Source organism: Streptosporangium sp. NBC_01469 (assembly GCF_036227305.1).
Lineage (GTDB): Bacteria > Actinomycetota > Actinomycetes > Streptosporangiales > Streptosporangiaceae > Streptosporangium.
In genome coordinates, this window is sequence record NZ_CP109465.1 from 2,779,897 (window position 1) to 2,805,011 (window position 25,115).

The 25,115-nt window shown below is 71.1% G+C and carries 14 protein-coding genes; 6 read left to right on the plus strand and 8 right to left on the minus strand.

Annotated elements, in window-relative coordinates; translation table 11 throughout:
• The first annotated feature begins 423 nt into the window (after positions 1-423).
• Together OG587_RS12805 and OG587_RS12810 are read left to right on the plus strand one after the other, a co-directional pair.
• Entirely contained in the window at positions 424-12,153 is an 11,730-nt protein-coding gene (locus OG587_RS12805; RefSeq protein WP_329089987.1) for a DUF7927 domain-containing protein, read from the plus strand.
• Between the two features lie 90 nt (positions 12,154-12,243).
• Positions 12,244-12,936, plus strand: coding sequence for a hypothetical protein (locus tag OG587_RS12810; protein ID WP_329089989.1), 693 nt, complete (start codon positions 12,244-12,246; stop codon positions 12,934-12,936).
• A gap of 32 nt (positions 12,937-12,968) precedes the next feature.
• On the opposite strand, the gene OG587_RS12815 is transcribed toward OG587_RS12810, so the two are convergent.
• From OG587_RS12815 to OG587_RS12840, 6 genes are all read right to left on the minus strand, one after another.
• Positions 12,969-13,685 carry an ABC transporter permease gene (locus OG587_RS12815; RefSeq protein WP_329089993.1) on the minus strand — a complete coding sequence of 239 codons (717 nt, stop codon included), beginning with the start codon at positions 13,683-13,685 and terminating at the stop codon, positions 12,969-12,971.
• Positions 13,686-13,687: 2 nt separating this feature from the next.
• Positions 13,688-14,602, minus strand: coding sequence for an ABC transporter ATP-binding protein (locus OG587_RS12820; protein WP_329089995.1), 915 nt, complete (start codon positions 14,600-14,602; stop codon positions 13,688-13,690).
• Positions 14,599-15,477 (minus strand): ABC transporter permease, encoded by an 879-nt coding sequence (locus OG587_RS12825; RefSeq protein WP_329089997.1) that lies wholly within the window; start codon positions 15,475-15,477, stop codon positions 14,599-14,601. Before OG587_RS12825 ends, OG587_RS12820 begins: the two co-directional genes overlap by 4 nt.
• Positions 15,470-16,375: an ABC transporter ATP-binding protein gene (locus OG587_RS12830; RefSeq protein ID WP_329089999.1), complete on the minus strand. Its 906-nt coding sequence runs from the start codon at positions 16,373-16,375 to the stop codon at positions 15,470-15,472. Before OG587_RS12830 ends, OG587_RS12825 begins: the two co-directional genes overlap by 8 nt.
• A gap of 85 nt (positions 16,376-16,460) precedes the next feature.
• Positions 16,461-17,411: a DUF389 domain-containing protein gene (locus tag OG587_RS12835; protein WP_329090000.1), complete on the minus strand. Its 951-nt coding sequence runs from the start codon at positions 17,409-17,411 to the stop codon at positions 16,461-16,463.
• Positions 17,412-17,592: 181 nt separating this feature from the next.
• Positions 17,593-18,183 (minus strand): hypothetical protein, encoded by a 591-nt coding sequence (locus OG587_RS12840; RefSeq protein WP_329090002.1) that lies wholly within the window; start codon positions 18,181-18,183, stop codon positions 17,593-17,595.
• Between the two features lie 552 nt (positions 18,184-18,735).
• Between OG587_RS12840 and OG587_RS12845 the strand changes: the two genes are divergently transcribed.
• Positions 18,736-19,947 (plus strand): cytochrome P450, encoded by a 1,212-nt coding sequence (locus OG587_RS12845; RefSeq protein ID WP_329090005.1) that lies wholly within the window; start codon positions 18,736-18,738, stop codon positions 19,945-19,947.
• A 202-nt stretch (positions 19,948-20,149) separates the two neighbouring features.
• Positions 20,150-20,929 carry a class I SAM-dependent DNA methyltransferase gene (locus OG587_RS12850; protein ID WP_329090006.1) on the plus strand — a complete coding sequence of 260 codons (780 nt, stop codon included), beginning with the start codon at positions 20,150-20,152 and terminating at the stop codon, positions 20,927-20,929.
• A 111-nt stretch (positions 20,930-21,040) separates the two neighbouring features.
• On the opposite strand, the gene OG587_RS12855 is transcribed toward OG587_RS12850, so the two are convergent.
• A complete protein-coding gene (locus tag OG587_RS12855) occupies positions 21,041-21,613 on the minus strand; it encodes a TetR/AcrR family transcriptional regulator (RefSeq protein ID WP_329090008.1) in 573 nt (190 codons plus the stop codon).
• A gap of 90 nt (positions 21,614-21,703) precedes the next feature.
• Here OG587_RS12855 and OG587_RS12860 point away from each other — a divergent pair, with 90 nt between their 5' ends.
• Positions 21,704-22,537, plus strand: coding sequence for an NAD(P)H-binding protein (locus OG587_RS12860; RefSeq protein WP_329090010.1), 834 nt, complete (start codon positions 21,704-21,706; stop codon positions 22,535-22,537).
• Positions 22,538-22,919: 382 nt separating this feature from the next.
• The gene (locus tag OG587_RS12865; protein ID WP_329090012.1) at positions 22,920-24,551 is read left to right on the plus strand and encodes a hypothetical protein; all 1,632 of its coding nucleotides are present in this window, start codon (positions 22,920-22,922) and stop codon (positions 24,549-24,551) included.
• Here OG587_RS12865 and OG587_RS12870 read toward each other — a convergent pair.
• Positions 24,515-25,063, minus strand: a complete 549-nt coding sequence (locus OG587_RS12870) for a GNAT family N-acetyltransferase (RefSeq protein ID WP_329090014.1) — start codon at positions 25,061-25,063, stop codon at positions 24,515-24,517. The two genes, OG587_RS12865 and OG587_RS12870, sit on opposite strands and share 37 nt — an antisense overlap.
• Positions 25,064-25,115 lie beyond the last annotated feature (52 nt).

Below are 25,115 nucleotides of genomic sequence, written 5' to 3' on the forward strand. Positions count from 1 at the left end.
CTTGGTGCGGGCCGTGCTCTGTCATGTGCCCGGCCTTTGGTGATCGGTTTTTGCTGACCGGTCTTGAGCGGTTGGTGCCGCTCCGCAGGGTATTTCGCGCTATTCGATGCGCTTTTTTCTAGCTGTCACTTTGTGTCCATCTTGCCCGGCGCCGCGCCATCCTTCGCGTTGATTGACACTCTGAGTTACCGATCAGACACTTTTGGTGGTTGCGGAGGGGTTTTCCCGTCAAAGCGCCACTCATCGTGCTGGACGACTCCGAGCCCGGTGGCCGTTGGGCCGCCCTAGTCGTCACGATGCCCAACACGGCGGAAGGCCGCCGACATCGCGATCGACCGAAGGGGTGCCGCACCGTGCTTCTGTTCCTCGTTGTTCTCGGTGGTATCTCCCGGTCAACCGGCCTGTGGGCGTCCGGTGGCCGTGATGAGTGACATTCCGGGCCGGGCGGGGGCGTTCGGCGGTGCCGGCCGATCCACGGATGTGATCGGAGGCTCGCCGCGGCACAGGCGAACACTCGCCCAGCTGCTCGTTCTGGCCCTGGCGGCCGGCACGCTGGACGCGCCGGCTCCCATGGCCGCGTCGGCGGCCGGCACGATCGTGTTCGACCAGCCCTTCCACAACAACACGGCCAACGGGGACGGCGCCGTGGTGCTGCCCGCGCTGCCGACCGGCCAGTCGGGCACGAACATGGCGTGCCTGACCGCCTCCGGCAATCCCAGCACGGGTGCCCTGCACTCCTGCGCCGGCAGCCTGGACAGTCCGGGGTCGGGCAAACTGCGCCTGACGGACGCGGTCACCACCAAGGTCGGCGGGGTTCTCGGCGCGGTCAGCGTGCCGACCTCGTCGGGGCTGGACGTGACGTTCAACACCTACCAGTACGGCGGGACGGCGGCCGACGGGATGACGTTCGTCCTGGCCGCGGTGAACCCCGCCACGTCCGTGTCTCCGGCCAACATCGGCGAGTCGGGCGGTGCGCTGGGTTACTCCGCGTTCTCCAGTAACGCCGGCCTGGCGTACGGCTATCTCGGCATCGGCTTCGACGTGTACGGAAACTTCAGCAACAGCGCCTACCAGGGAAGCGGTTGCACGAACCCGGCCTACATCGGGTCGGGCAGCACCCGGGTGCCCGGACAGATCGTCGTCCGGGGGCCGGGCAACGGCACCGTCGGCTACTGCGCGATCAACAGTACGGCCACCACGACGGCCGCCCTTCCTCTCGCGCTGAGATCGATCACTCGCACGGCCGTCCCGGTCCAGGTGGGCATCAACCCCACCAACACGGTCCTCACCACCGCCGCCGGCCTGGCGATCCCGGCCAACAGCTACACAGTGGTGACCACCCTGGTGGGCGGCACGGTCAGGACGCTGACCGGCGCCCTCCCCACGGTCTCCACGGGTCTTGTCCCGGCGGGCTGGCTGAACGCCAACGGAATCCCCCGGCAGCTGGCGTTCGGCTGGGTGGCCTCCACCGGCTCCATCACCGACTTCCACGAGGTCGACAACGCCAGGGTGGCCACGATCAGCGCGGTTCCCGAGCTGACCGTCGCGCAGACCAGTTACAACGCCGCGACGCTGTCGCCGGGCGACCCCGTGACCTACAGCGTCGTCGCGGGCGTCGACGCCGGCATCGCGGAGACCTCCCCGATCTCGGTGACCCAGACCCTGCCGGCCGGGACGGTGCCCGTGGGCGCGTACGGCACGGGATGGGTCTGTGCGGCGCCGTCCGGGCGGTCCATCACGTGTACCAACAGCAACGGCCCGTTCCCGGTGGCGGCGACGCTACCGCCGATCACCGTGGTGGGCATCGTCACCGGGAGCGGTGTCACACCGACGCTGGTCCAGAGCACGACCGTGGCCACCGCGTCGTCGGTCGACTCCAACCCCGCCTACTCGTCGACGACGACCGTGGGCACGCTCCCGGCGACGCCCAGCGGCATAACCCTGAGCTCGACCTCGGGCACGATCGCCGGTGGCGGAGCGGTGACCGTGAGCGGGACGAACATCGCCAACGCCACCGCGATCGAGATCGGCACCACCGCCCAGCAGCAGGCGGGAACCCCGGTCGTCCTGCTGCCGTGCCCCTCGGGGGTCACCACCGGCTGCTTCGTCAACAACGGCAACGGCACCCTGACCATCCCCTCGATGCCCGCCAGGGCCTCGGCCGACACGGTGAGAGTCACCGTCGTCACGCAGGGGCTCGCCGCGTCCGCGGCCTACGTCTACACCTCCGCCCCCGCGACGCCCACGGCGCCCACGGCGGTGGCCGGGACGACCAGCGCGACGGTGAGCTGGACGGCGCCGGCGAGCAACGGCAGCGCCATCACCGGCTACGTCGTCACGCCCTATCTCGGCGGCGTGGCCCAGAGCCCGGTGTCCTTCGACGCCTCGGCCACCAGCAGGACGCTGACCGGGCTGACCGCCGGCGCCACCTACACCTTCACCGTCGCCGCGGTGAACGCGGTCGGCACCGGCTCGGCCAGCCCCGCCTCCAACGCGGTCGTCCCCTACAACGTCCCCGGCCGGCCCACCATCACCGCGGCCACCGCCGGGACCTCCTCCGCGAACCTCACCTGGACCGCGCCGGCGAGCAACGGCAGCGCCATCACCGGCTACGTCGTCACGCCCTACATCGCCGGTGTCGCGCAGCCGACCCAGACGTTCTCCGGCACCGCGACCACCCAGAGCGTCACCGGCCTGACGCCCGGGGTCTCGTACACGTTCACCGTCACCGCGGTGAACGCGGCGGGTCCCGGCCCGGCGTCCCTGCCCTCCTCGGCCGTCGTTCCCAACGCCGCGCCCGCCTTCACCTTCGCCGCGCCGCCCGCGGGAGAGGTGAACGTCGCCTACAGCGTCCCGCTGACGGTGGCCGGTGGTACGGCGCCGTACGTGTGGTCGGTGAGCGCGGGCAGCCTGCCGCCCGGCCTGGCCCTGAACGCCTCCACCGGCGTGCTGTCGGGCACCCCGACCACGGGGGGCACCTACTCCTTCACCGCGCGGGTGACCGACGCGAGCAACGTGAGCACCACCCGGGCGGTCACCCTGGTCATCGCACCGTTGCCGGTACTGACGTTCCCGGCGCCGCCGAGCGGTGAGGTGAACGTCGCCTACAGCGTCCCGCTGACGGTGACCGGTGGTACGGCGCCGTACGTGTGGTCGGTGAGCGCGGGCAGTCTGCCGCCGGGGTTGACGCTGAACGCCTCCACCGGCGTGCTGTCGGGCACCCCGACGGCGGGGGGCACCTTCTCCTTCTCCGTCAGGGTGGTCGACGCCATGAACCAGAGCGACACCAGGACGGTGAGCCTGGTCATCGCGCCGTTGCCGACGTTCACTTTCAGCGCGCCACCACCCGGTCAGGTCGGGGTCGCCTACAGCGTCCCGCTGACCGTCAGCGGAGGGGTCACACCCTATACGTGGTCGGTGAGCGCGGGCAGTCTGCCGCCGGGGTTGACGCTGAACGCCTCCACCGGCGTGCTGTCGGGCACCCCGACCACGCCGGGCAGCTACCCGGTCACCTTCCGGGTGGTCGACGGAGGAGGCCAGGCCGACACCAGGTCGGCGACGCTGGTCATCACGACCGGCCCCCTGGTCATCACGAAGACGGCGAGTTCCTCCTCGGCGGCACCCGGCGACACGGTCGGCTACACGATCACCGTGAACAACACCGGGGCGAGTGCCTTCATCGGAGTGACGGTCACCGATCCGCTGGCGGGCGTGCTGGACGACGCGACCTACAACGGCGACGCCACCAGCACCGGGGGGTTGGTCCTCTTCGCCGCCCAGACCCTGACCTGGGCCGGCAACGTGCCGGCCGGCGCGACCGTGACCATCACCTACTCGGTCACGGTGAACAACCCCGACACCGGAAACAAGGTGCTGGCCAACGCGGTGATCTCGCCGACGATCGGCAGCACCTGTCCGCTGGGTGGCGCCGACCCCCGGTGCGCCGCCACGGTGACCGTCTCGGGGCTGTCCATCGTCAAGACCGCCGACGCCGCGACGACGACGCCCGGCGGGACGGTTCGCTTCACCGTCACGGCCACCAACAACGGCCAGACACCCTATGCCGGGGCGTCGTTCGCCGACTCGCTCGCCGGGACGTTGGACGACGCGATCTACAACGGCGACGCGTCCGCGACCACCGGCGTCCTGTCGTTCAGCGCCTCCACCCTGACCTGGACCGGGAACCTCGCGCCCGGCGCGAGCGCGACGGTCACCTACACGGTCACGGTGCGAACCCCCGACACCGGCGACCGCAGCCTCGTCGACACGATCTCCTCCGGCGCCCCGGGAAGCACCTGCCCGCAGGGGAACCCCGGCCCGCAGTGCACCGTCACGGTCACCGTCCTGGTTCCCGCCCTGGCCATCATCAGCGGCGCGAACGTGAGCAGCGCGACCCCCGGATCGGTCGTGAACTACACGTTCACGGCTTCCAACACGGGTCAGACGCCCTACACGGGGACGAGCTTCGTCGCCTCCCTGGCGGGGGTGCTGGACGACGCCACGTTCAACGGCGACCTCGCCGCCACGTCGGGCAGCGCCGTCCTCAACCCCAACGGCACCATCACGTGGACCGGCGACCTGCCTCTCGGCGCCTCGGTCACCGTCACCGGTTCGGTCACGGTGAACAACCCCGACACCGGAAACCGGCTGCTGCGGACCTCCATCACGTCCGCCGCGGCGGGAAACAACTGCCCGGTGGGCAACCAGGCCCCCGCGTGCATCACCAACGTCCCGGTCCTCATCCCCGGTCTGACGATCACCGAGACGGCCGACACGTCGACCACGACACCCGGGGCGACCGTGAACTACCGGGTCGTGGTCACCAACACCGGCCAGACCCCGTACACCGGGGCGACGTTCGCCGCCTCGCTGGCCGGGGTGCTGGACGACGCGACGTACAACGCGGACGCCGCCGCGACGAGCGGCACGGTCGGCTTCGCCGGGTCCACGCTGACCTGGGCCGGCGATCTCGCCGTCGGCGCCACCGCCACCATCACCTACTCGGTCACCGTCAACGATCCCGACACCGGGAACAAGACGCTCACCAGCACGGTCTCCTCGCCGACGGTCGGCAGCAACTGTGCCGCCGGCAGCGGCGACCCCCGGTGCTCCAGCAGCGTGACGGTCCTCGTCCCGCAGCTGACGATCACCAACCTGGCGAACGTGGCCACGACGACCCCGGGAGGCGTCGTCCAGTACACCACCACGCTGGCCAACACCGGGCAGACTCCGTACGCGGGTATCGGCGCCACGATCGACGTCTCGGCCGTGTTCGACGACGCGACCTACAACGGCGATTTCGCGGCCAGCTCGGGCAGTATCGTCCTGACCCCGGCCGGCCAGGTCATCTGGACCGGGAACATCGCGGTCGGCGCGACGGTCACCATCACCGGCTCGGCCACCGTCAACAACCCCGACACCGGTGACAGGGCGCTGAGAAGCTCTGTCACGTCCGCCGCGCCCGGCAGCACCTGCCCGGTCGTCGGTGCGACGGCGCCCGGCTGTTTCAGCGTCGTCACCGTCCTGGTCCCGGCGCTGGCCCTGCAGATAGCGGCCGACGCCCAGACCACCACGCCGGGTGACACCGTCACCTACACGGTCACGGCCACCAACACCGGGGAGACCGCCTACACCGGCGCCACCGTCACCGACCTGCTGGCAGGGGTCCTCAACGACGCGGTCTACAACGGGGACGCGACGGCGACGAGCGGCACGGTCGGCTTCGCGAATTCCATCCTGACCTGGACCGGTGACCTCGCGATCGGGGCGAGCGCCACGATCACCTACTCCGTCACCGTCCTCGATCCCGACCCCGGGGACAGGACGATGGTCAACACGCTGGTGTCGAGCACGCCCGGCAGCACCTGCCCGCCCGGCGGTACCGCCACCGGGTGCAGCGTGACGGTAACCGTCCTCGTGCCGCGGCTGACCACCGTCAAGACGGCGAACGTCACCACGACGACGCCCGGATCCACGGTCGGCTACACGGTCACCGTCACCAACGCCGGGCAGACGCCCTACACGGGGGCGACGTTCGCCGACGCGCTGGCCGGGGTACTGGACGACGCGGTCTACAACGCGGACGCGAGCGCCACGACGGGCACGGTCGGTTTCGCCGGGTCCACGCTGACCTGGACCGGCAACCTCGCCGTCGGGGCGAGCGCGACGATCACCTACACGGTCACCGTGCGCGACCCCGACCCGGGGGACGCCCTGCTCTCCAACACCGTCGTCTCGTCCACGAGGGGGAGCAACTGCCCGGCGGGCAACACCGACCCCCGGTGCGCGGTCTCGGTGCCGGTGGCCCGCCTCCTGCTGGAGCAGAGCTACACCCAGGCCGGTGCGACTCCCGGCTCGACGATCACCCTCAACGCCACGTTCACCAACACCGGACGGGTTCCCTACGCCGGGATCAGCGTCTTCAGCGCCAGCGGCGGCACCGTCGACGACGCCATCCCCAACGGTGACCAGGTCGCCAGTTCGGGCACGCTCGCCCTCGGCGCCACGGGAATCACCTGGACCGGCAGCATCCCCGTCGGGGGCGTCGTCACCGTCACCGGCACCCTGACGCTGAGAAACCCGCCCACCGGAGACCACATCGTCACCGGCACCCTGGTCTCGGCGGCTCCCGGCAACAACTGCCCGTCCGGAGGCTCCGACCCCCGCTGCACGGCCCGGCTCGACGTGCTGATCCCCGGCCTGACGATCACCAAGGCCGCCGACACCGGCGCCACGGTCCAGGGAGGCACCGTCGCGTACACGGTCACCGTCGCCAACTCGGGGCAGACGCCCTACACGGGGGCGACGTTCGCCGACGCGCTGGCCGGGGTGCTGGACAACGCGGTCTACAACGCGGACGCGACGGCGACGAGCGGCACGGTCGGCTACGCGGGCTCCACCCTGACCTGGACCGGTGACCTCGCGATCGGGGCGAGTGCCACGATCACCTACTCCGTCACCGTGCGCAATCCCGACCCGGGGGACAAGACGATGGTGAACACGATCTCCTCATCCACCGTCGGCAGTAACTGCGCTCCGGCCGGCGGTGACCCGCGATGCACCAGCACCGTGGCCGTGCTCGTCCCCGCGCTGACGATCACCAGTGCCGCGAGCCCGACCACGGCGGTGCCGGGAAACACGATCACCTACACGATCACCGCGACCAACACCGGACAGCTCCCCTACACGGGGGCGACGTTCGCCGACGCGCTGGCCGGGGTGCTGGACAACGCGGTCTACAACGCGGACGCGACCGCCACGACGGGCACGGTCTCCTTCGCCGGGACCGACCTGACCTGGACAGGGAACCTCGCACCCGGCGCGAGCACGACCGTCACCTTCACGGTCACCGTCAACAACCCGGTGACCGGCGACACGACCCTGGTGAGCACGATCACCTCGGCCACCCCCGGCAACAACTGCCCGTCCGGCGGGACCGACTCCCGGTGCAACACCACCGTCACGCTCACCGACGCCACCGACCTGACGTTCGACAAGGCCGCGAGCACCGCCTCGGTCGCGCAGGGCGAGGTGGTCACCTACACCGTCACCATCAGCAACAGCGGGCTGACGCCGTACGTCGGCGCGACGTTCACCGACTCGCTGGCCGACGTGCTGGACGACGCCACCTACAACGGCGACGCCGCGGCGGGGACCGGCACCGTCACCTACACCGCGCCCGACTTGACCTGGACCGGGACCGTCCCGGCCGAGGGGTCGACCACGGTCACCTACTCGGTGACGGCGAACGCGCCGGACGCCGGGAACGGGATCCTCTCCAACACGCTGGTGTCGAGCTCGGAGGGCGGCAACTGCGCCGCGGCGAGCACCGACCCCCGCTGCGGGGAGACGGTGACCCTGGCCGCCCTGAGCATCGTGCTCACGTCTGGCGCGCCAACCGCGCTGCCGGGAGGCGTGGTGCGCTACACCACAGTCATCACCAACACGGGACAGACGGCCTACAACGGGGCCAGCGTCCTGTTCCAGGGGCCCGACATCGCCGACGACGCCGTCCCCAACGGTGACCAGACCGCGACCTCGGGGACGCTGTCGCTGGGGCTCGACGGGCTGACCTGGACTGGGAACATCCCGGTGGGGGGCAGCGTCACGGTGACCGGCAGCGTCACGGTGAACAACCCCGACCTGGGTGACAAGATCCTCACCCTCACCGCGATCTCCACCGCGCAGGGCGGCAGCTGTCCCGTGACGACCGCGCCCGGCTGCTCCGCCGTCGTCACCGTGCTCACCCCCGGGCTGACGATCACCAAGGTCACCGACAGGACCGCGGTGGTTCCGGGCGGCACGGTGGCCTACACGCTGACGATCGCCAACAGCGGGGACTCCGCGTACACCGGCGCCATCGTCACCGACTCGCTGGCCGGAGTGCTGAACGAGGCGACCTACAACGCGGACGCGAGCGCCACGACGGGCACGGTCGGCTTCGCCGGGTCCACGCTGACCTGGACCGGCGACCTGGCGGTCGGCGCGAGCGCGACCGTCACCTACTCGGTCACCGCCGGAGACGCCAGCGCGGCGGGCAAGCTGCTGACCAACGCGGTCTCCTCCACGGAGATGGGCAGCACCTGCCTGCCCGCCGGCGGCGACCCGGCGTGCAGTACGAGGGTCGTCATCCTCACCCCGGTCCTGACGATCGTGAAGACCGCCGACAGGGCCACGACCACTCCCGGCGGGACGGTCGCCTACACGATCACGGCCACCAACGCCGGCCAGGTCCCCTTCGGGGCGGCGAACCTCACCGACGCGCTGGCCGGGGTGCTGGACGACGCCACCTACAACGCCGACGTGAGCGCCACGCGGGGAACGGCCGCCTTCGGCGGCCAGGCCATCACCTGGAGCGGGGCTCTCAACCCCGGCCAGGCGGCCGTCATCACCTACAGCGTCACGACCGACACCCCGGGGACCGGTGACCAGAGGCTGGCCAACGCCGTCACCTCCACCACCCCGGGCACCATCTGCCCGGCCGGCGGCACCGACCCCCGCTGCTCCAGTGAGGTCCTGGTCTCCAGGATCACGATCACCAACTCGGCGGACGTCACCACCGTCGTACCGACCGGGACGGTGAACTACACGATCACGATCGCGAACACCGGGCGGACGCCGTACAACGGCGTCGTCGTGGACGACCTGCTCGCCGGCGTCCTGGACGACGCGACCTACAACAACGACGGGACGGCGACAATCGGCGGCTTCACCATCAATCTCGGAAACAACCAGGGAGAATGGCGGGGCGCCCTCCCGGTCGGTGCCACCGCCGTCGTCACCTTCTCGGTCACGGTGCTGAATCCGGATCCCGGCGACAAGATCCTGAGCGCCGTCGTGACCTCGGCCGCGCCGGGCACCAACTGCCCCACCGGGAGCACCGACCCGGCCTGCGCCTCGACCGTGACCGTGCTGACCCCCGCCCTGGACGTCTCCAAGAGCGTCGACAGGATCACGGTCACCCCCGGCGGCACCATCACCTACACGATCACCGCGACCAACACCGGCGAGACCCCGTACACCGGGGCGACGGTGACCGACCAGCTCGACGCGGTGCTCACCGACAGCGTCTACAACGGGGACGCGGCCGCCACGAGCGGTGCGGTCGTCTTCACCAGCCCCGACGTGATCTGGACCGGGGACCTCGCGGTCGGCGCGAGCGTGACGATCACCTACTCGGTCACCGTGCTCGATCCCGACCCGGGCGACAAGCTGATCACCAACAGGGTCTTCTCCGACTCGCTGGGCAGCACCTGCCCCTCAACCGGGTCCACCCCGGCGTGCACGACGCTCGTCACCGTGCTCGTCCCGGCGCTGAGCATCGTCAACGTGGCCGACACCGCCACCACCACGCCGGGCGCGACGGTCGGCTACACGATCACGATCACCAACACCGGGCAGACGCCCTACACCGGGGCGACCGTCACCGAGGCGCTGGCCGGGGTGCTGGACGACGCCACCTACAACGGAGACGCGACCGCCACCGCGGGCACGGTCGGTTTCGCGGGCTCCACCCTGACCTGGACCGGCGATCTCGCGGTCGGCGATTCGGAGGTCGTCGTCTACTCGGTGACCGTCGACAGCCCGGACAACGGTGACAGGCTCCTCACCGCGGTCGCCGCGTCGAGCGAGCCGGGCAGCACCTGCCCGGTGGGCGGCACCGATCCGCTCTGCACATCGACGGTGACGGTCCTGATACCGGGCCTGGCCGTCTCGACCGTCGCGAACCAGGTGACCACGACCCCGGGCGGCACCGTACGGTTCACGACCACGATCGCCAACACCGGCCAGACCGCCTATGACAGCGTCAGCGTCACCGACGCGCTGGCCGGGGTGCTGGACGACGCCACCTACAACAACAACGCGACCGCCAGCACGGGCACCCTCGTGTTCAGCAGCCCCACCTTGACCTGGACCGGCGCCCTCGCGGTCGGCGCGACCGCCACCTTCACCTTCACCGTGACCGCCCACAACCCCACCACCGGGGACAAGGTCATGACCAACGTCGTCGCGTCGGCGGCGCCGGGCAGCACCTGCCCGGTGGGCGGCACCGATCCGTCCTGCGCCGCGAGCGTCACCGTGCTCATCCCGGAACTGGACATCGTGAAGACCGCCGACGCGCCGACCGCCACCCCCGGTGACACGGTCGGTTACACGATCATCGTCACCAACGCCGGTGAGACCTCCTACACCGCGGCGAGCGTCGCGGACTCGCTGGCGACGTTGCTGGACGAGGCCGACTACAACGCGGACGCCACGGCCACCACCGGTGTCCTGGGCTACACCGGCGGGGTGCTGAGCTGGACCGGTGCCCTCGCGGTCGGCGCGAGCGCCACGATCACCTACTCGGTCACGGTGCACGAGGTCGGCGATCTCGGCGACAAGCTTCTCAGCAACACCGCGGTCTCCAGCTCCCCGGGGAGCCGCTGCCCCGTCGTGGGCGCCGCGACGGAGTGCACCGCGTTCGTGCGCATCCTCGTACCGCAGCTGACGATCACCAAGAGCGCGGGTGCCGGTGCCGTCGTCGCCGGTGGTACCACCGGCTACACGATCACCGCTGTCAACACCGGGGAGACCGACTACCTCGGTGCCACGATCGTCGACCAGCTGGCGGGGGTGCTGGACGACGCCGCGTACAACGGGGACGCGACCGCCACCGTCGGCACCGTCACCTACGCCGAGCCGAACCTGACCTGGAGCGGCGACCTGGCGGTCGGCGCCACGGTGACGATCACCTACTCGGTGGACGTCGCCTACCCCGGGTCGGGGAACAGGGTCCTGGCCAACACCGCCGTCTCCTCCGTGCCCGGATCGACCTGTCCCACGGGCGGGACCGACCCGCGCTGCGCGACGACGGTGACCGTCCTCGTCCCCGAGCTCACCATCACCAAGGTCGCGGACACCAGCGGCAGCGTCGTCGCGGAGGAGACCGTCCGCTACACGATCACGGCCACGAACACCGGCGAGACGCCCTACACCGGCGCCACGTTCGCCGACGCGCTGGCGGGGGTGCTGGACGACGCCGCGTACAACGGGGACGCCGCCGCCACCGTCGGCACCGTCACCTACACGGAACCGACGCTGACCTGGACCGGTGACCTGCCCATGGACGCCAGCGCCGTCGTGACCTTCAGCGTCACCGCCGACGAGCCGGACACCGGGGACACCGAGCTCGACAACCGGGTCACCTCGACGACGACGGGCAGCACCTGCCCCGTCGGCGGCACCGACCCCGCCTGCTCCGTCCTGATCGCCGTGACCCCCACCAGCATCACCCTCGAAAACCTGACCAGCGCCTTCACCATGGCCGGCCGTCCGAACTCGACCGTCAGGAACAACGGGGCCGTGAGCATGACGGTCATCACGAACAGTTTCGACGGCTACATCGTCACCGTGCGGGCGGATTCCACCGAGCTCACCTCGAACGAGCCCGGCAACACCGCCACCATCCCGGTCGGGAACCTGCGCGTGCGCGAGAGCGGCACGTCGGTCTTCCATGACATCTCGCCCGTCACCCCGGTGCTCGTCCACGAACAGGACGTCGCGTCCGCACCCAACGGAGACGCCATCGTCAACGACTTCGAGGCCGACATCCCCTTCATCCCGATCGGCAGCTACTCGGCGACGCTCACCTATGTCGCGACGGCCAAATGACGCGCCGCCCCCGGTGGGGGCGGGGGGCGCGAACGGCTTCTCACCGCACACACCACTCACCCGGTACATGGGCAACGTGAAGGAGAAATCATGGCGGTAACCCGTCCCACCGGCTGCGTGCTCGGCGCGGTCCTGGCCCTCTTCCTCGCCGCCCCGCCGGCGTTCTCGTACTCGCCGGTGGGGTTCCCGAGCGCGCCGCACCCCGGCGACGAGGGCGGCGGGAAACCCAAGGGCGGGGTGAGCGCGGGTGAGGTGGGACCTCCCACGCTCAGCATCGGAGTCGACAACGGCCGCACCAGCGCGGAGAAGGGGGACAGGCTCACCTACACCGTCACCCTCCGCAACATCGGCACGACCGACGCCCGCGGGCTGCACCTCAGCCAGAGCCTGCCGGACGGTCTGCGGTTCGTCTCGGCGGACCACGGGGGGAAGGCGCGGCCGGGGCGGGTCACCTGGGCCGTCGACCTGAAGGCGGGGAGGAACGCCACCGTCCACACCACGGCCGAGGTGCAGGACACCCCGGCCCACCTGCTGCGCCTGGCCACCGTCGCCTGCGCGAGCGCGATGAGGGACGGCAGGCCCATCGTCTGCGCCACCCATTCCGACCGGTTGCCCGCCGGCGCGGCGGCCGAGGCCGAGGCCGCCCGTGCGGCCACGCCCCCCGTCAACCGCCTGTGGTACGTGGGTGGCGGGCTGCTGGTCCTGGTGCTGACAGGGGTGCTGGCCGCTCGCCGCGCCAGACGCCGCGCCGGCCACCACGCCCGCCTGACCCGCTCGCCCTGACCCGCCTTCGCGGGTTCGCCGGGGCGGCGGGGCTACTCGTCGCCGGTGAGGGAGAAGCTCCGCAGGCGCCTGCCCGCCCAGAGGACCGCGCCGACGGTGACGACGGCCAGGGCGGGGACGGCGAAGCCGAGGGTGATCTCGGTGGAGAAGAACGCCGAGGACGACAGCTGGTCGGCGATCGTCTGGGCCCACTGCTGGATGGAGAACCTGCGGGCGCCGGGGACGAAGTTGCCGACCACGCCCTCCCAGACGAGCGCGTAGACGATGCCGATCGTGACCGCGTGCCGGGTCAGCACGCCCAGCAGCATGAACACCGCCGCGTACGCGATCCCGCCGATGAGGGAGCCGAGCGCGAAGCCGTACGCGATGCCGGATTCGAGGTTGACCAGGATGTAGGCCGCGACGAAGGTCGGCACGGCGGCGAACAGCGCGAGCATCGAGGCGGCGACCACGAACTTGGTCTGGGCGATCACCGGGCGGGAGATCGGCTTGGACAGCAGGTGGATGATCGTGCCGTCGTCGATCTCGGGGGCGATCACCCCGGTCCCCGCGATCAGGCCGAGCAGCGGCAGCATGGTGCCGATGGCGAAGGTCTGCATGAGCGCGACGGCGCTCCGCTCGTCGGCGGCGCCGATGAACCTCAGCAGCACGGCCATGGCGACCAGCACCAGGGGCAGCATGACCAGCAGCCAGATCCGGCGGCGGCCGAGGAGCGCCCGGTAGGAGATTCCGGCGATGACACCGTTCATGGTCAGCTGCTCCTGTTGATCAGGTAGGAGAAGACGCTCTCCAGGTCTTCGTCGGCGGGGGAGACCTGCAGGATCCGGATGTCCGCGTCCTTGGCGACCCTGGGCAGCAGCCGGGTGAAGCGCCGGAAGTCGACGGCGTGCACCTCCAGGCCCGCCTCGGTCAGCGAGACCGAGCCCGAGGAGGCGTCGGCGATCAGCGCGGACGCCAGGCGGCGGTCGTCGCTGGAGCGGACCTTGAACAGGTGCGGGCGGTCGGTCATCCGGCGGCGGATCTCGCGGAAGTCCCCGGAGGCGGCGTGGCGCCCGGCGACCAGCACCTCGATGTGCTGGGCGACCCGCTCCACCTCCTCCAGGATGTGCGAGCTGAACAGGATGGTCTTGCCCGCGGTGCCCATGGTGCGGACCAGGTCCATCAGGTGCAGGCGCTGGCGCGGGTCCATGCCGTTGAACGGCTCGTCGAGCAGCAGGACCTGCGGGTCGTGGACGAGGGCCGCGGCCACCTTGACCCGCTGTCGCATGCCCTTGGAGTACGTCTCGATCCTGCGGTCCTTGGCGCTCTCCATCTCCACCAGGGCGAGTGCCTTGCGCGCGGCGTCGTCCGGGTTGGGGAGGCGGTGCAGCCTGGCGCTGGACAGCACGAACTGCCAGCCGGTGAGGAAGCCGTAGACGGCCTCGCGCTCGGGGACCAGGCCGATGGAGCGGTAGATCTGGTGGTTGCGCCAGATACGGTCGCCGTCGAGGGTGACGGTGCCGCCCGAGGGGGCCAGGAACCCGGCCATCATGTGCAGCAGCGTGGACTTGCCCGCGCCGTTCGGGCCGAGCAGCCCGGTGACGCCGGGGCCGACGGTCATGGTGATGTCGTTGACGGCGACCACGTTGCCGTACCAGCGGGACACCTGGGCCAGTTCGATCTTCATCGGGAGGCCGCCTTACGGTAGCGCGCGATCAGGGCCGTGAGGGACAGGGCGATCAGCACGATCATGATCGCTCCCGCGACCAGGGTTCCGCCGTCCGGGGGGTAGACGACGCCCGCGGTGGGTGTCGCCCCGAAGAGCCCGACGTGTACGGCGGCGTCCACCAGGAAGAAGGGGTTGATCAGCCACGCCCAGGAGGCGGCGGTGTCGTCGCCCATCGACTCCAGCGTCGCGAACAGCACGGTCGACACGGCGGAGGCGAGCAGGTAGAAGGCGATGACGGAGGCCACGCCCAGGCCGCGCCTGGGGGTGAACGAGGCGATGGCCACGCCCAGGCAGGCCAGCAGCAGCGCGTATCCGGCCGCTCCGGCCATGGCGGTGAGGTATTCGGCGGTGTGCGTGTCGCCCGGCAGGTCGATGACCACCTCACCGATGTAGAGCACGGTGAGCGGGGCCGCCAGCAGCAGGAACATGGCGGTCGTCATCGCCGCGAGCTTCGCCCCGATGTAGTCCCAGATCGTCACCGGGCGCGACAGGTAGAGCGGCAGCACCCGGAAGCGCAGGTCGGGCGCGACGGCGTACGGCGACTGCGAGGCCAGGAAGATCGCGAGCACGGCCTGCATGATGACGGCGTACTCGGTGTAGCGCATCCCCTCCTGCTTGGCCAGCGCCATGATCGCGATGGAGACGACCGCGGGCAGGAGCATGACGGCCAGGAGCGCGAATGGGATGATCTTCGAGCGGGCGGTGCGGCCGAGTCCGAAGATCCCGCGCAGGCTGTGCAGGGTGAGCGCGGCGGTGGCGTGGCCGCGGCCGAGCCGCGCCCCCTCGTAGTGGCGGTATCCGATGTCGTGGATGACACCCGTGGGCTCAGACATTGACGGGCTCCCTGAAGACGTCCTCGATGCGCTGGCGGCCCTGCTCCACGCGGACGAGGCAGAGGTCGAGCTCGCAGACGGCGTCGCGGAGCGCGTCGAAGGTCTCCGGCGCGCGGACGTGGACGAGCAGCATCCTGCCGTGCGGGGTGACGGTCTCGCCCAGCTCGGTCAGGCGGGCGGCCAGCGCGTCCTGGCCCTCCTCGACCTCGACGGTCACGGTCTGGGTGATCTGGGTGAACTCCCCGATGGACGAGGAGCGCAGCAGCTTGCCGCCGTCGATCACGATGACGTGGTCGCAGACCCGCTCCAGCTCGCCCAGCAGGTGGGAGGTGACCAGCACGCTGATGCCGAACTCGGAGCCGATCCTGCGGATCAGCGCGAGCATCTCGTCGCGGCCCCGCGGGTCGAGGCCGTTGGTGGGCTCGTCCAGCAGGACCAGGCGCGGGTCGTGCACCAGGGCCTGGGCCAGCTTGACGCGCTGCTTCATGCCGGTGGAGTAGCCGCCCATCGCCCGGTAGCGCTCCTCGTACAGCCCGACGTGGCGCAGGACGTCGGCGGCGCGCTCGCGGGCCGCGGTGCGCGGCAGGCCCGACATCTGGGCCATGTGCACGGTGAACTCGGTGGCGGACAGGTCGGGTGGCAGGCAGTCGTGCTCGGGCATGTAGCCCACGGTCCGGCGGATCTCCGCGCCCTGGGTCGTCACGTCCATTCCCAGCACCCGGGCACTGCCCGCGCTGGGTTCGAGCAGACCGAGGAGGATCTTGATCAGCGTGGACTTGCCCGCGCCGTTGGCGCCGACCAGGCCGGTCACGCCGGGGCCGACGGTGACGGTGAGCTGGTCGAGCGCCGTCACCCGGGGGAAACGTCTGGTTAGTCCCTCGGTGGCGAGGATAGTCATGCTCGGACACTATCCGTCGCCACAGGGGCGCACCTCCGTCATGCGAAGGAGTCGCCCCTCGTCCGAAAGGGCAATTTTTCAGCCGCTATCCTCCACCCGGGCGTGCCGGCAGCCGCATGCCGAATCGGGACCAGTAGGCCTTTTGCACGAGAAGCGTCACCACGCCGGAGATGATCATGCCCGCGACGTTCACCCCGAGCTGGACGGCCGAGGCGGCCATGTCGTCCCAGCGGGACAGCGCGGCGGCGACCGCGAAGTATCCGGCGGCGGGGACCGTGGTGACCGAGATGAAGACGCCGACCAGGGCCGAGGACTTGCCCGCGGTGACCGAGAGCACCCCGGCGGCCCCGGCGAGCAGCGCGACGATGAACGACCACCTGTCGGGCTTGACGATGAACTCGATCTCCTCGTGCCCCGTCCCGAGCGAGCTCACCCCGATCCAGCCGAGCCCCCGCGAGGCCAGCGCGCAGGCGAAGGTGATCGCGATGGCGGCGGCGAAGCCCAGGACCAGGGTCCTGGCCGCGCGGCCGATGAGGTCCCGGTCGGTACGGAGCAGGCCGAAGCAGATGGCCGCGATCGCGCCGAACTCCGGCCCCATCACCATCGCGCCGACGATGAGGATCGGCGAGTTGACGATCACACCGATCGCCGCGAGCTGGGTGGCGATCGCGAGGAACGTCAGGAAGGCCCAGGTGAGCCGGGTGTCGTCGCCGACCCGCTGGGCGAACTCCGCCCAGACCACGGCGTCGTCGCTGTCGCCGGGCGCCTCCTCCTGGGCGCGCTCGGCCACCTCCGAGATCGACAGGTCGATCTGCTCGGCCGCGATCGAGCCCTCCGTGTGCAGGCCGAGCTCCTGCAGCCGCTCGATCACCTCGTTGGCGGCCTCGCGGGCGATGTCGAACTGGACGAGGTCACCGGCGGGAGAGCGCGCGGCGCCGGGGAACACGACGATGTTGGCGACGCCGACGCATCCGTCGAGCACCTCCAGCACCCTGTCCGACAGCTCCGGCGGACTGATCACACGTAGATGCAGCACGGGCCAACCCTAGGACCTGTCCCCGGCCCGCCGAAGCCCGGAACCGGATGGCCGTCTCCCGGCTGTCGCCCTGCCCGGTCCGTGTCCGGATCGGTCCGTGTCCGGATCGGTCCGTGTCCGGATCGGTGTGGGGACGGTCGGCGTGGGGACGGATCACTCGGGAGACTTTTCTGCGGGCTCCTCAGGGGACCCTGATGGCGGGGTCGGCGCTCAGGCGCCGGAGCAGGCCGACCGTCCGGGAGGCCTGCTCGGCGTCCTGGCCGATCCGGTGGTCCGACTCGATGGCGCTCGCCAGAACCGCCAGCTCGTGCGGCGGCAGGAAGGCGCGCGCCGCGCGCAGCCGCAGCAGGACCTTGCGACCGCCCCGCTCCTGGGCGTACAGGTACAGATACGGGAGCCGGCGGCCGGTCAGGTCGCGGGCCCTTGAGCACTCGGGGAAGGAGTCCAGCCAGACGCGGGCCCGCGCGAGATCCACCCTGCGCGTCGTGAACGCGCCGTGGACCTCCACGACGCTTCCCTCCATCTCCGCCCGGAAGCGGAAGATGCCGAGGAGGACGACGAGGAAGACCACCAGGACCACGACGAAGGGCACCATCAGGATCTGGGAGTCGAGAGAGGAGCCTCCGGCGGACAGCTCGACGGCCCGTTCGAGCTTCGAGATCGCGAACAGCGGGATGCCGACGAAGGGAATGGCCAGGAGTGTGGCGCCGATCTTCATGCCGGTGCTCGCGCCAACGCTCAGCTTCAGCGAACCATGGGATGAGATGCTCACATATCAGACACTAATCCACTCCACTGGCCGGGACTTGGCGCTGTTACGGCATGCATAACCGCAGGCGGGAAAGTTTTTTACCTCTGATGGGTGGCCGACCGGCTACGAGGCGGGAAAAGTAACGGGGTGTCACAGCCGGAGTTCGCTGCGTCGCGATCATGGTGCCGGCGTGCCGATCGGTGGTCGAACGATTACATGCCATGCTCCTCCCGCGTCTTCGGGAGGGTGGCTGACCTGTGCTCTCACCTCGCCGGGGTGAAAGTGGACGACCCATTCCGGGGATATTTCCACAACGGCATTTCGCAAATTCTGTAAATAAAAGGCTGATATTTCCCACCATTCACTTAATAACCAGTGGAATGGCGTGAAGGTATAGGCTTCCGCTGTTCCTGGTTCGGTGTCGTCCTTTCCGTCCTCGCCGCGTACCGGCGGGCACTGAGGCCCGGTCGCCCGCCCGGTGAGGTGGCGGACGGCGCCGCTTTCCCGGCGGGGCGCGCGGACGGCGTCACCGGCGCGTACACCCGAGATCACGGACGGCGTGGGGCAGGTGGGATGGCGACGGTTGGCGAATCGGATCGGACCGCTCCCGACGGGAGGCGGCCGTGGGCGGTCCTGACCGGGGGCCTGCCCGGCGGGGCGGCGCGGTGGTACCGCCGGGACCCGCTGGGGTTCGTCGAGCGGGCGGCCCGCGAGCGGGGCCCGGTGTTCCGGCTGCCCGACGACGGGTCGCTGTGCGTGGCCGACCCGGTGGAGGCCCGGCGGGTGCTGCACGACGAGGAGGGCCACTACGACGAGGTGTCCGACTTCTTCCACGTCCGCGGCGGCCGGCTGGGACCGCGGGAGACACAGATCGCCATCGGGCGGGCGGCGCGCGCGACGGTGCGCGCCCACCTGGCCGCCCACCGCGAGCGGCTGCCCGCCGTCGTGGCGGAGCTGGGGGAGGTCAGCGAGTGGCCGTCGGCCGGGCGCGCCGCCACGCACCGGTTCCTGGCCGAGGCGTTGCTGCGACCGGACAGCCCGCCGGCGCTGCGGGACCTGATGGCGCGGGTGGTGGAGCGCGACGTCCTGATCCGTTCCGGCGGCCGGACGGCACGCGCGGCGCGGATGGCGCTGTGGGCGCGCGTGGTGCGGGCGGTCGCCGGCGAGGTGCGCGCCCGGCGGACCGGCCCACGGCCCGGCCGGCCCGGTGACCTGCTGGACGCCGTGCTCGGATCCACCCCGCCCGACACACCCGCGACGCAGGTCGCCCAGGTGTACCTCCTGCTGTTTCGGACCTCGGTGGCTCCGGTGGGCCACGTGGTCGCCTGGGCGCTGCTGGAGGCCGCGACCCACGGTGTCGACCTGGCGGCCGTGCCCGCGGAGTCGGCCGTACGGGAGTCGTTGCGGTTGTGGCCGGTGGCGTGGCTGCTGGGCCGCCCGGTACGCCACGCCCACCAGGTCGGCGGCGTGCGGCTGGAGCCGGGGGAGAGCGTGTCGGTCTGCGTCTATCTGCTGCACCGCGACGACCGGCACTGGCCGCAGGCCACCCGGTTCCGGCCCGACCGGTGGGACGATTCCGGCCCTCGCGGGGCCTATCTGCCTTTCGGCGGTGGCCCGTTCACCTGCGCCGGCGCCGCCGTCGCCCAGGCCCTGGCCACCGCCCTGCTCGCCGCCGTGACCGACAACGCCCGCCTGGAGGTGCGCGGTGGCCACGGACGTCCCCACGTCGCGGGCATCATCACCCCTCCCTCGTTCCAGCTGCGCCGGACCCCCACCGGACCCTGACCACCAGCGGTCACCAGGAAAGCCAGGAAAGGAGGTGAATTCCGTGAGGAAGTTGTTGCGCCGGGTTACCGGCCGCCGGGTCAACCGGCAGGCGTGGTTCATCTGGTAGTTCTCTCCCCCCTGGCCGCGCCGGGCCCGACGGCCCGGCGCGGCCCCCGACCCGGTGCGCGGCCGACGGGACGCCCGCGCGCAGGAGGCGCTCATGACGCATGTGGATGAGACGCTGGCGGCGTACGAGAGCGTCGCGGCCCGGTACGACGAGCTGAACGCTCGGATGGACACCGCCACCCTGGTGGACCGCTACGTGGAGGTGGCGGATCGGTACGGGACGGGCGGGCGGCGGCTGCTGGACGCCGGGTGCGGGACCGGCCGCAGCGGCGTGGCCTTCCGCGAGCGGGGATTCGAGGTGACCGGCTACGACCTGTCCCCGGCGATGGTGGCGATGGCCCGGAGCCGGCCGGGCGCCGAGGGCATCCGGTTCCTGGTGGGACGGCTGCAGGAGCCCCCGCCGGGGCTGACCGGCTTCGACGTGGTCGCCTGCGTGGATCTGCCGATGGCGTACCTGACCGCCACGGACCAGCTGCGGCGGGCGCTGGAGGCCGCGCGCGACCAGCTCGCCGAGGGCGGGGTGCTGGTCTTCGACCTGAGCACCATCGGCTACTACCGGCGCGCGTTCGGCGTCCCCACGGTCGCCGACCGCGGGGACCGGTACGTGGCGTGGTTCGCGGTGTCGCCGCGGATCGAGGCCGACGCGGTCGTGGTCACCCAGTTCGACCTGTTCGAGCGGGCCGGCGCGGGCTGGGAGCGGGTGTCGATGCGGCACGTGCAGCGGCACCACTCCGACCGGACGGTGCGCCGGGTGGCCGAGCGGGCCGGGCTGCGCGTCGTGGCCACCCGCGGGCTGGTGGGGACGTCGGCGCGGGAGCCGGCCGACGAGGACGGCCACGACCGGATCCTGTACGTCGCCCGCCGGGCCGGCTGAGCGGGGGGTTTCCTCCCGGACGCGACCCTGGCCGGATGTGACCCCGTCCGGACGGTGACCCCGGCCGCCGACCGGTACCGCGTCAGGGACGTTCGCCTTCGACGGCACCCCTCAGGCGAGTGAGTCGATCCAGCGCTCCAGGCGACGGCACTCCCCGGCCATGAGCTCGGGGTCCCTGAAGGTGTTGGTGAGGAGCGAGATGCCCTGGTAGGCGGCGACCAGGGCGATCGCGAGCTCATGGGAGTCGGATCGGCCCATCGACCTGAACTGCCGCTCGGCGTAGTCGATCAGCAACCGCATGACCTCGGCGGCAGCCCGGTCCAGGCCGTCGGTGCGCTTGTCGAGCTCCGAGCAGAGGGTGCCGGTGGGACAGCCGTACCGCGCGGTGAGCTCGCGCTGCTCGACCCAGCCGCGCAGGAGCGCCTTCAGGCGGTCCCGGGGGGCGGTGTGCAGGTCGAGCGAGGCGGTCATCGCCCGGAAGTTGAGCGCGTGCGCGTCGATCGCCGCCTCGACGAGCCGGTCCTTGGTCTTGAAGTAGTAGTAGACGTTGCCCAGGGGGACCTCGGCCACGCGGGCGATGTCGGCCAGCGTCGTCTTCTCGACGCCCTGCTCGTGCAGGACCCGGGACGCGGCGGCCACGAGCCGCTCCCTCTTGCTCTGCTTCGTCTTAACTAAGTCAGTCATCTCACTGACAAGTGTAGACAGCCGGTGCGAGGGCTGGCTATGGTCGACTTAGTCAGTTAACTAACTCACTCGCGACGGGCGGGACTTTTCATGATCGTGGTTACGGGATCGACCGGGAACGTAGGACGGGTGCTCGTGCGGGCGCTCGCCGAGGCCGGAGAGCGGGTGGCGGCGGTTTCGCGGCGGCCTTCGGACATGCCGGAAGGCGTGACGCACCACACGGCCGACCTGGCCGACCCGGAGAGCCTCAAGCCGGCCCTCGACGGAGCCGACGCGCTGTTCCTCCTCGTCGCCGGTGCCGGTGAGCACCTGGACTCGCGGCACATCCTCGACGTCGCGAAGGCGGCCGGGGTCCGGCGGATCGTCCTGCAGTCCTCCCAGGCCGCCGGGACGCGACCGGAGTCCGGCTCCCATGCACCCCTCCGGGCGTTGGAGGACACCGTCAAGCGGTCGGGCCTGGAGTGGACCGTCCTGCGGCCGGGAGGCTTCGACTCCAACGCGTTCGCGTGGGCGGAGACGATCCGCTCGCGGCGGACGGCCGCCGCGCCGTTCGGCGACGTCGGGCTGCCGACCGTCGACCCGGCCGACATCGCCGAGGTCGCGGCCGTGGTCCTGCGCGGAGGGGAGCACGCCGGTCACACGTACGAGCTCACCGGACCGGCGCCGACCACCCCGCGTCAGCGGGCCCAGGCGATCGGGGACGCGCTGGGCGCGCCGGTGCGATTCGTCGAGCAGAGCCGCGAGGAGGCCCGGGAGCAGATGCTGCGCTTCATGCCCGAGCCGGTCGCGGACGGCACCCTCGCCATCCTGGGCGAGCCGTCGGCCGCCGAACAGACGGTGAGCCCCGACGTGGAACGGATCCTCGGCCGCGCCCCCCGCGCCTTCGCCGAATGGGCGCGACGCAACGTCGATGCCTTCAGGTGACCCGCCCCCGGCGGACCGCACCGGGCGGTGGTGAGGCCGGGGCCGCGCGGGGCGGGCCGCACGGGGTGATCGGCCCTGGTCATCCGGCCTGCCGGGAGTGCTCCAGGTAGAGGCCGCAACGTTATGACCTGCCGTCGCGGCGTTCAAGTCCCTGGAGCCGTGGTGACACGCGAAACGAGGTCTCCCGGCCACCTGATGAGCGCGTCGAGCCGCGCGGCCGTCGTTTCCGGCGGGTGCCATCACCTGTTCGACACCTCGGTGACCAAAATCGGCGATCTGGTCGCCGGTTTTTGAATCGGCCGTCACTTGGCGTAAGCGATGCCGTAGCGTTTGGAAAACAAAACACCGCCTCGGGGGAGTTGACGCCCGGGAGGGGCGAGCGATGCCACCCAGACCCCGCAGCCTCAAGCGGCAGATGGACGTTCTCACGGCCCAGATGCGCGAGCACGGGGCGACGTGGAGCCAGATCGCCGCGGACTATCAGCTCCGGTTCAAGCTCAATCCGCTGCGCGGCTTCCGCGAGGCACACCGATACACGCAGTCCAAGGTGGTCCAACTATGGAATCTGCGCTGGCCCGACGACGCGCTCAGCGAACGCCGGCTCGGGGCGTGGGAGGCCTGGCCCTCGGTGACCGGCAACGAGCCTCCCATCTCCGGCCTGGAACGCCTGGCCCGCATCTACCAGTGCCGGGCCGGGGACCTGGTCCATGGGGAGGACCACAGCCGTGACGACGACCGCGCCGGCAGGCACCCGGTTGCCAAGGACGGGCCCGCCCCCCGGCCCATACTCACCGTCACCGATATCGCCTCATTCCTGGGCGGGTTACCGACACGGCCGCCCGGCCACGAGGCCGGTCGGGTTCTCGCGGTCGCGGATCTGCGGGAGCAGGAGTTCGGCTATCTGGTCGCCGCTCTCACCCAGTGGGCGGACGGGATGAAACGCCGCGACCTACTGGCCGTGATCGCCTCCGCGGCGGCCGCGGCGCATGCCTCCCCCCTCCTCGCCCACCTGGACCGCGACGCCCTCGAACGCCTGACGCTGGCCTCCCGGGCGCCCTCGCGGGTCGACGGCGAGGTGGTCGGGCATGTGGAGACGATCCTTCGTCACGCCATCAGGCAGGAGGACATCCTGGGTCCCCAGGCCGTGCTGGAGACCGCTCTGGCGCAGCACGGGCTGGTCCGCCGGCTCTTGACCGGCACCGCGGACGAGGACCTGCGCCACCGACTGATGTCGCTGCTGGCCGACATATCCCGCTTCATCGGGTGGCTGCTGTTCAACTCCGGCGACTTCGCCGGAGCCGAGCACTACTACGGCCAGGCCCGGCGTGCCGCTCACGAAGCCGATGACGACCTCATGTCCAGTTACGTGCTCGCCCAGTGGAGTCACCTGGCCACCTGGTCGGGTGACCCGCGTCTCGGGGTCGAGCACGCTCTCGGGGCACTCGCCTGGGCGCAGCGAGGCGGCAGTCCCATACTGATCGCCTACGCCAACGACGTCGGCGCCCGCGCCTACGCGGGAGTCCTGCGTCGCGAGAGCGGCAAGAACCGGGCCAAGGACCGCGCGCGGTGCCGTACCGCGTTGTCGGCCGCCCGCGCGGGGCTGGACGACTCCACGGAGGACGACCCCGGCCGGAGCCTGACGTACTTCTTCGGTCCGGCCATGCTCACGCTGACCCGAGCCCTGTGCCACCTCGACATGCGCGAACCCGACAGCGCGATCGCCTGCGCGCGGGAGGCGATGACCTCGATAGGGACGGCCTTCCCCCGCAACCTGGCGTTCGGTCACCTGTATCTCAGCCGCGCGTTCGCCCAGAAACGTGAGATCGGCCAGGCCTGTACGGAGCTGGCCCGAGCCGCCGAGCTCACCAGCCGCAACCGGTCCCCGCGACTGGTCGCGGCCACCGCCGACGCCCGCCGGGCCCTGTCACCCTGGAACCGCGCCGACCTCGTGGTGCGCCTGGACGAGCGGCTGCGCTCCTACGGTCTGCCCGCGGACAGGTCTTCCAGTACGTAGATGTCGTAGACGTCGTTGACGGACGACGCCGGGGCGTCCACGCTCCCGACCTGCCGCCAGCCCCACGACCGGTAGAGCCGCTGGTTGCCCTCCAGCCGAGGCTCCACGGCCAGCACCGCCCGCCGCGCCCCGCACCCGGCCAGCACCGCCTCGGTCAGCCGTCTGGCGACGCCGCGCCCGCGGTGGCCCGGCAGTACGCCCAGATCCACCAGGTGCCAGGTGCGGGAACCGGACTCGTCGGTGAACCCGGCCGGGAGCGGATCACGTATGCCGTTCCACCAGCGGCCACCCTCCCGCAGGAACGCCCCGTAGGCGAAGCCGACCAGCAGCCCGTCCCGCCGGGCGACCGACAGCCGGAACCCCCGTCGCCTGAGGAGGTCGGCGTAGGAGGCGCGCTGGTGCTCGAACTCGGCGGCTCCCTCGTTGTTGGGCGGGGCGCCGAACGACTCCCGGTACGCCGTGCCGACCTCCTCGGCGATCGTCTCGGCCTCCTCCGGGCTCAGGACCTTCACGATCACACGATCTCTCGCTGTCGTGCCCACGGCACCCGCCTTCCTCGCCCGC

Bases quoted from the DNA above. Each gene is read 5' to 3' on its own strand.
- OG587_RS12860 (WP_329090010.1), top strand. From the start codon at position 21,704: ATGATCGTGGTTACGGGATCGACCGGGAACGTAGGACGGGTGCTCGTG.
- OG587_RS12825 (WP_329089997.1), bottom strand. From the start codon at position 15,477: ATGTCTGAGCCCACGGGTGTCATCCACGACATCGGATACCGCCACTAC.
- OG587_RS12845 (WP_329090005.1), top strand. From the start codon at position 18,736: ATGGCGACGGTTGGCGAATCGGATCGGACCGCTCCCGACGGGAGGCGG.
- OG587_RS12855 (WP_329090008.1), bottom strand. From the start codon at position 21,613: ATGACTGACTTAGTTAAGACGAAGCAGAGCAAGAGGGAGCGGCTCGTG.
- OG587_RS12865 (WP_329090012.1), top strand. From the start codon at position 22,920: ATGCCACCCAGACCCCGCAGCCTCAAGCGGCAGATGGACGTTCTCACG.
- OG587_RS12850 (WP_329090006.1), top strand. From the start codon at position 20,150: ATGACGCATGTGGATGAGACGCTGGCGGCGTACGAGAGCGTCGCGGCC.
- OG587_RS12815 (WP_329089993.1), bottom strand. From the start codon at position 13,685: ATGAACGGTGTCATCGCCGGAATCTCCTACCGGGCGCTCCTCGGCCGC.
- OG587_RS12830 (WP_329089999.1), bottom strand. From the start codon at position 16,375: ATGACTATCCTCGCCACCGAGGGACTAACCAGACGTTTCCCCCGGGTG.
- OG587_RS12810 (WP_329089989.1), top strand. From the start codon at position 12,244: ATGGCGGTAACCCGTCCCACCGGCTGCGTGCTCGGCGCGGTCCTGGCC.
- OG587_RS12820 (WP_329089995.1), bottom strand. From the start codon at position 14,602: ATGAAGATCGAACTGGCCCAGGTGTCCCGCTGGTACGGCAACGTGGTC.
- OG587_RS12805 (WP_329089987.1), top strand. From the start codon at position 424: ATGAGTGACATTCCGGGCCGGGCGGGGGCGTTCGGCGGTGCCGGCCGA.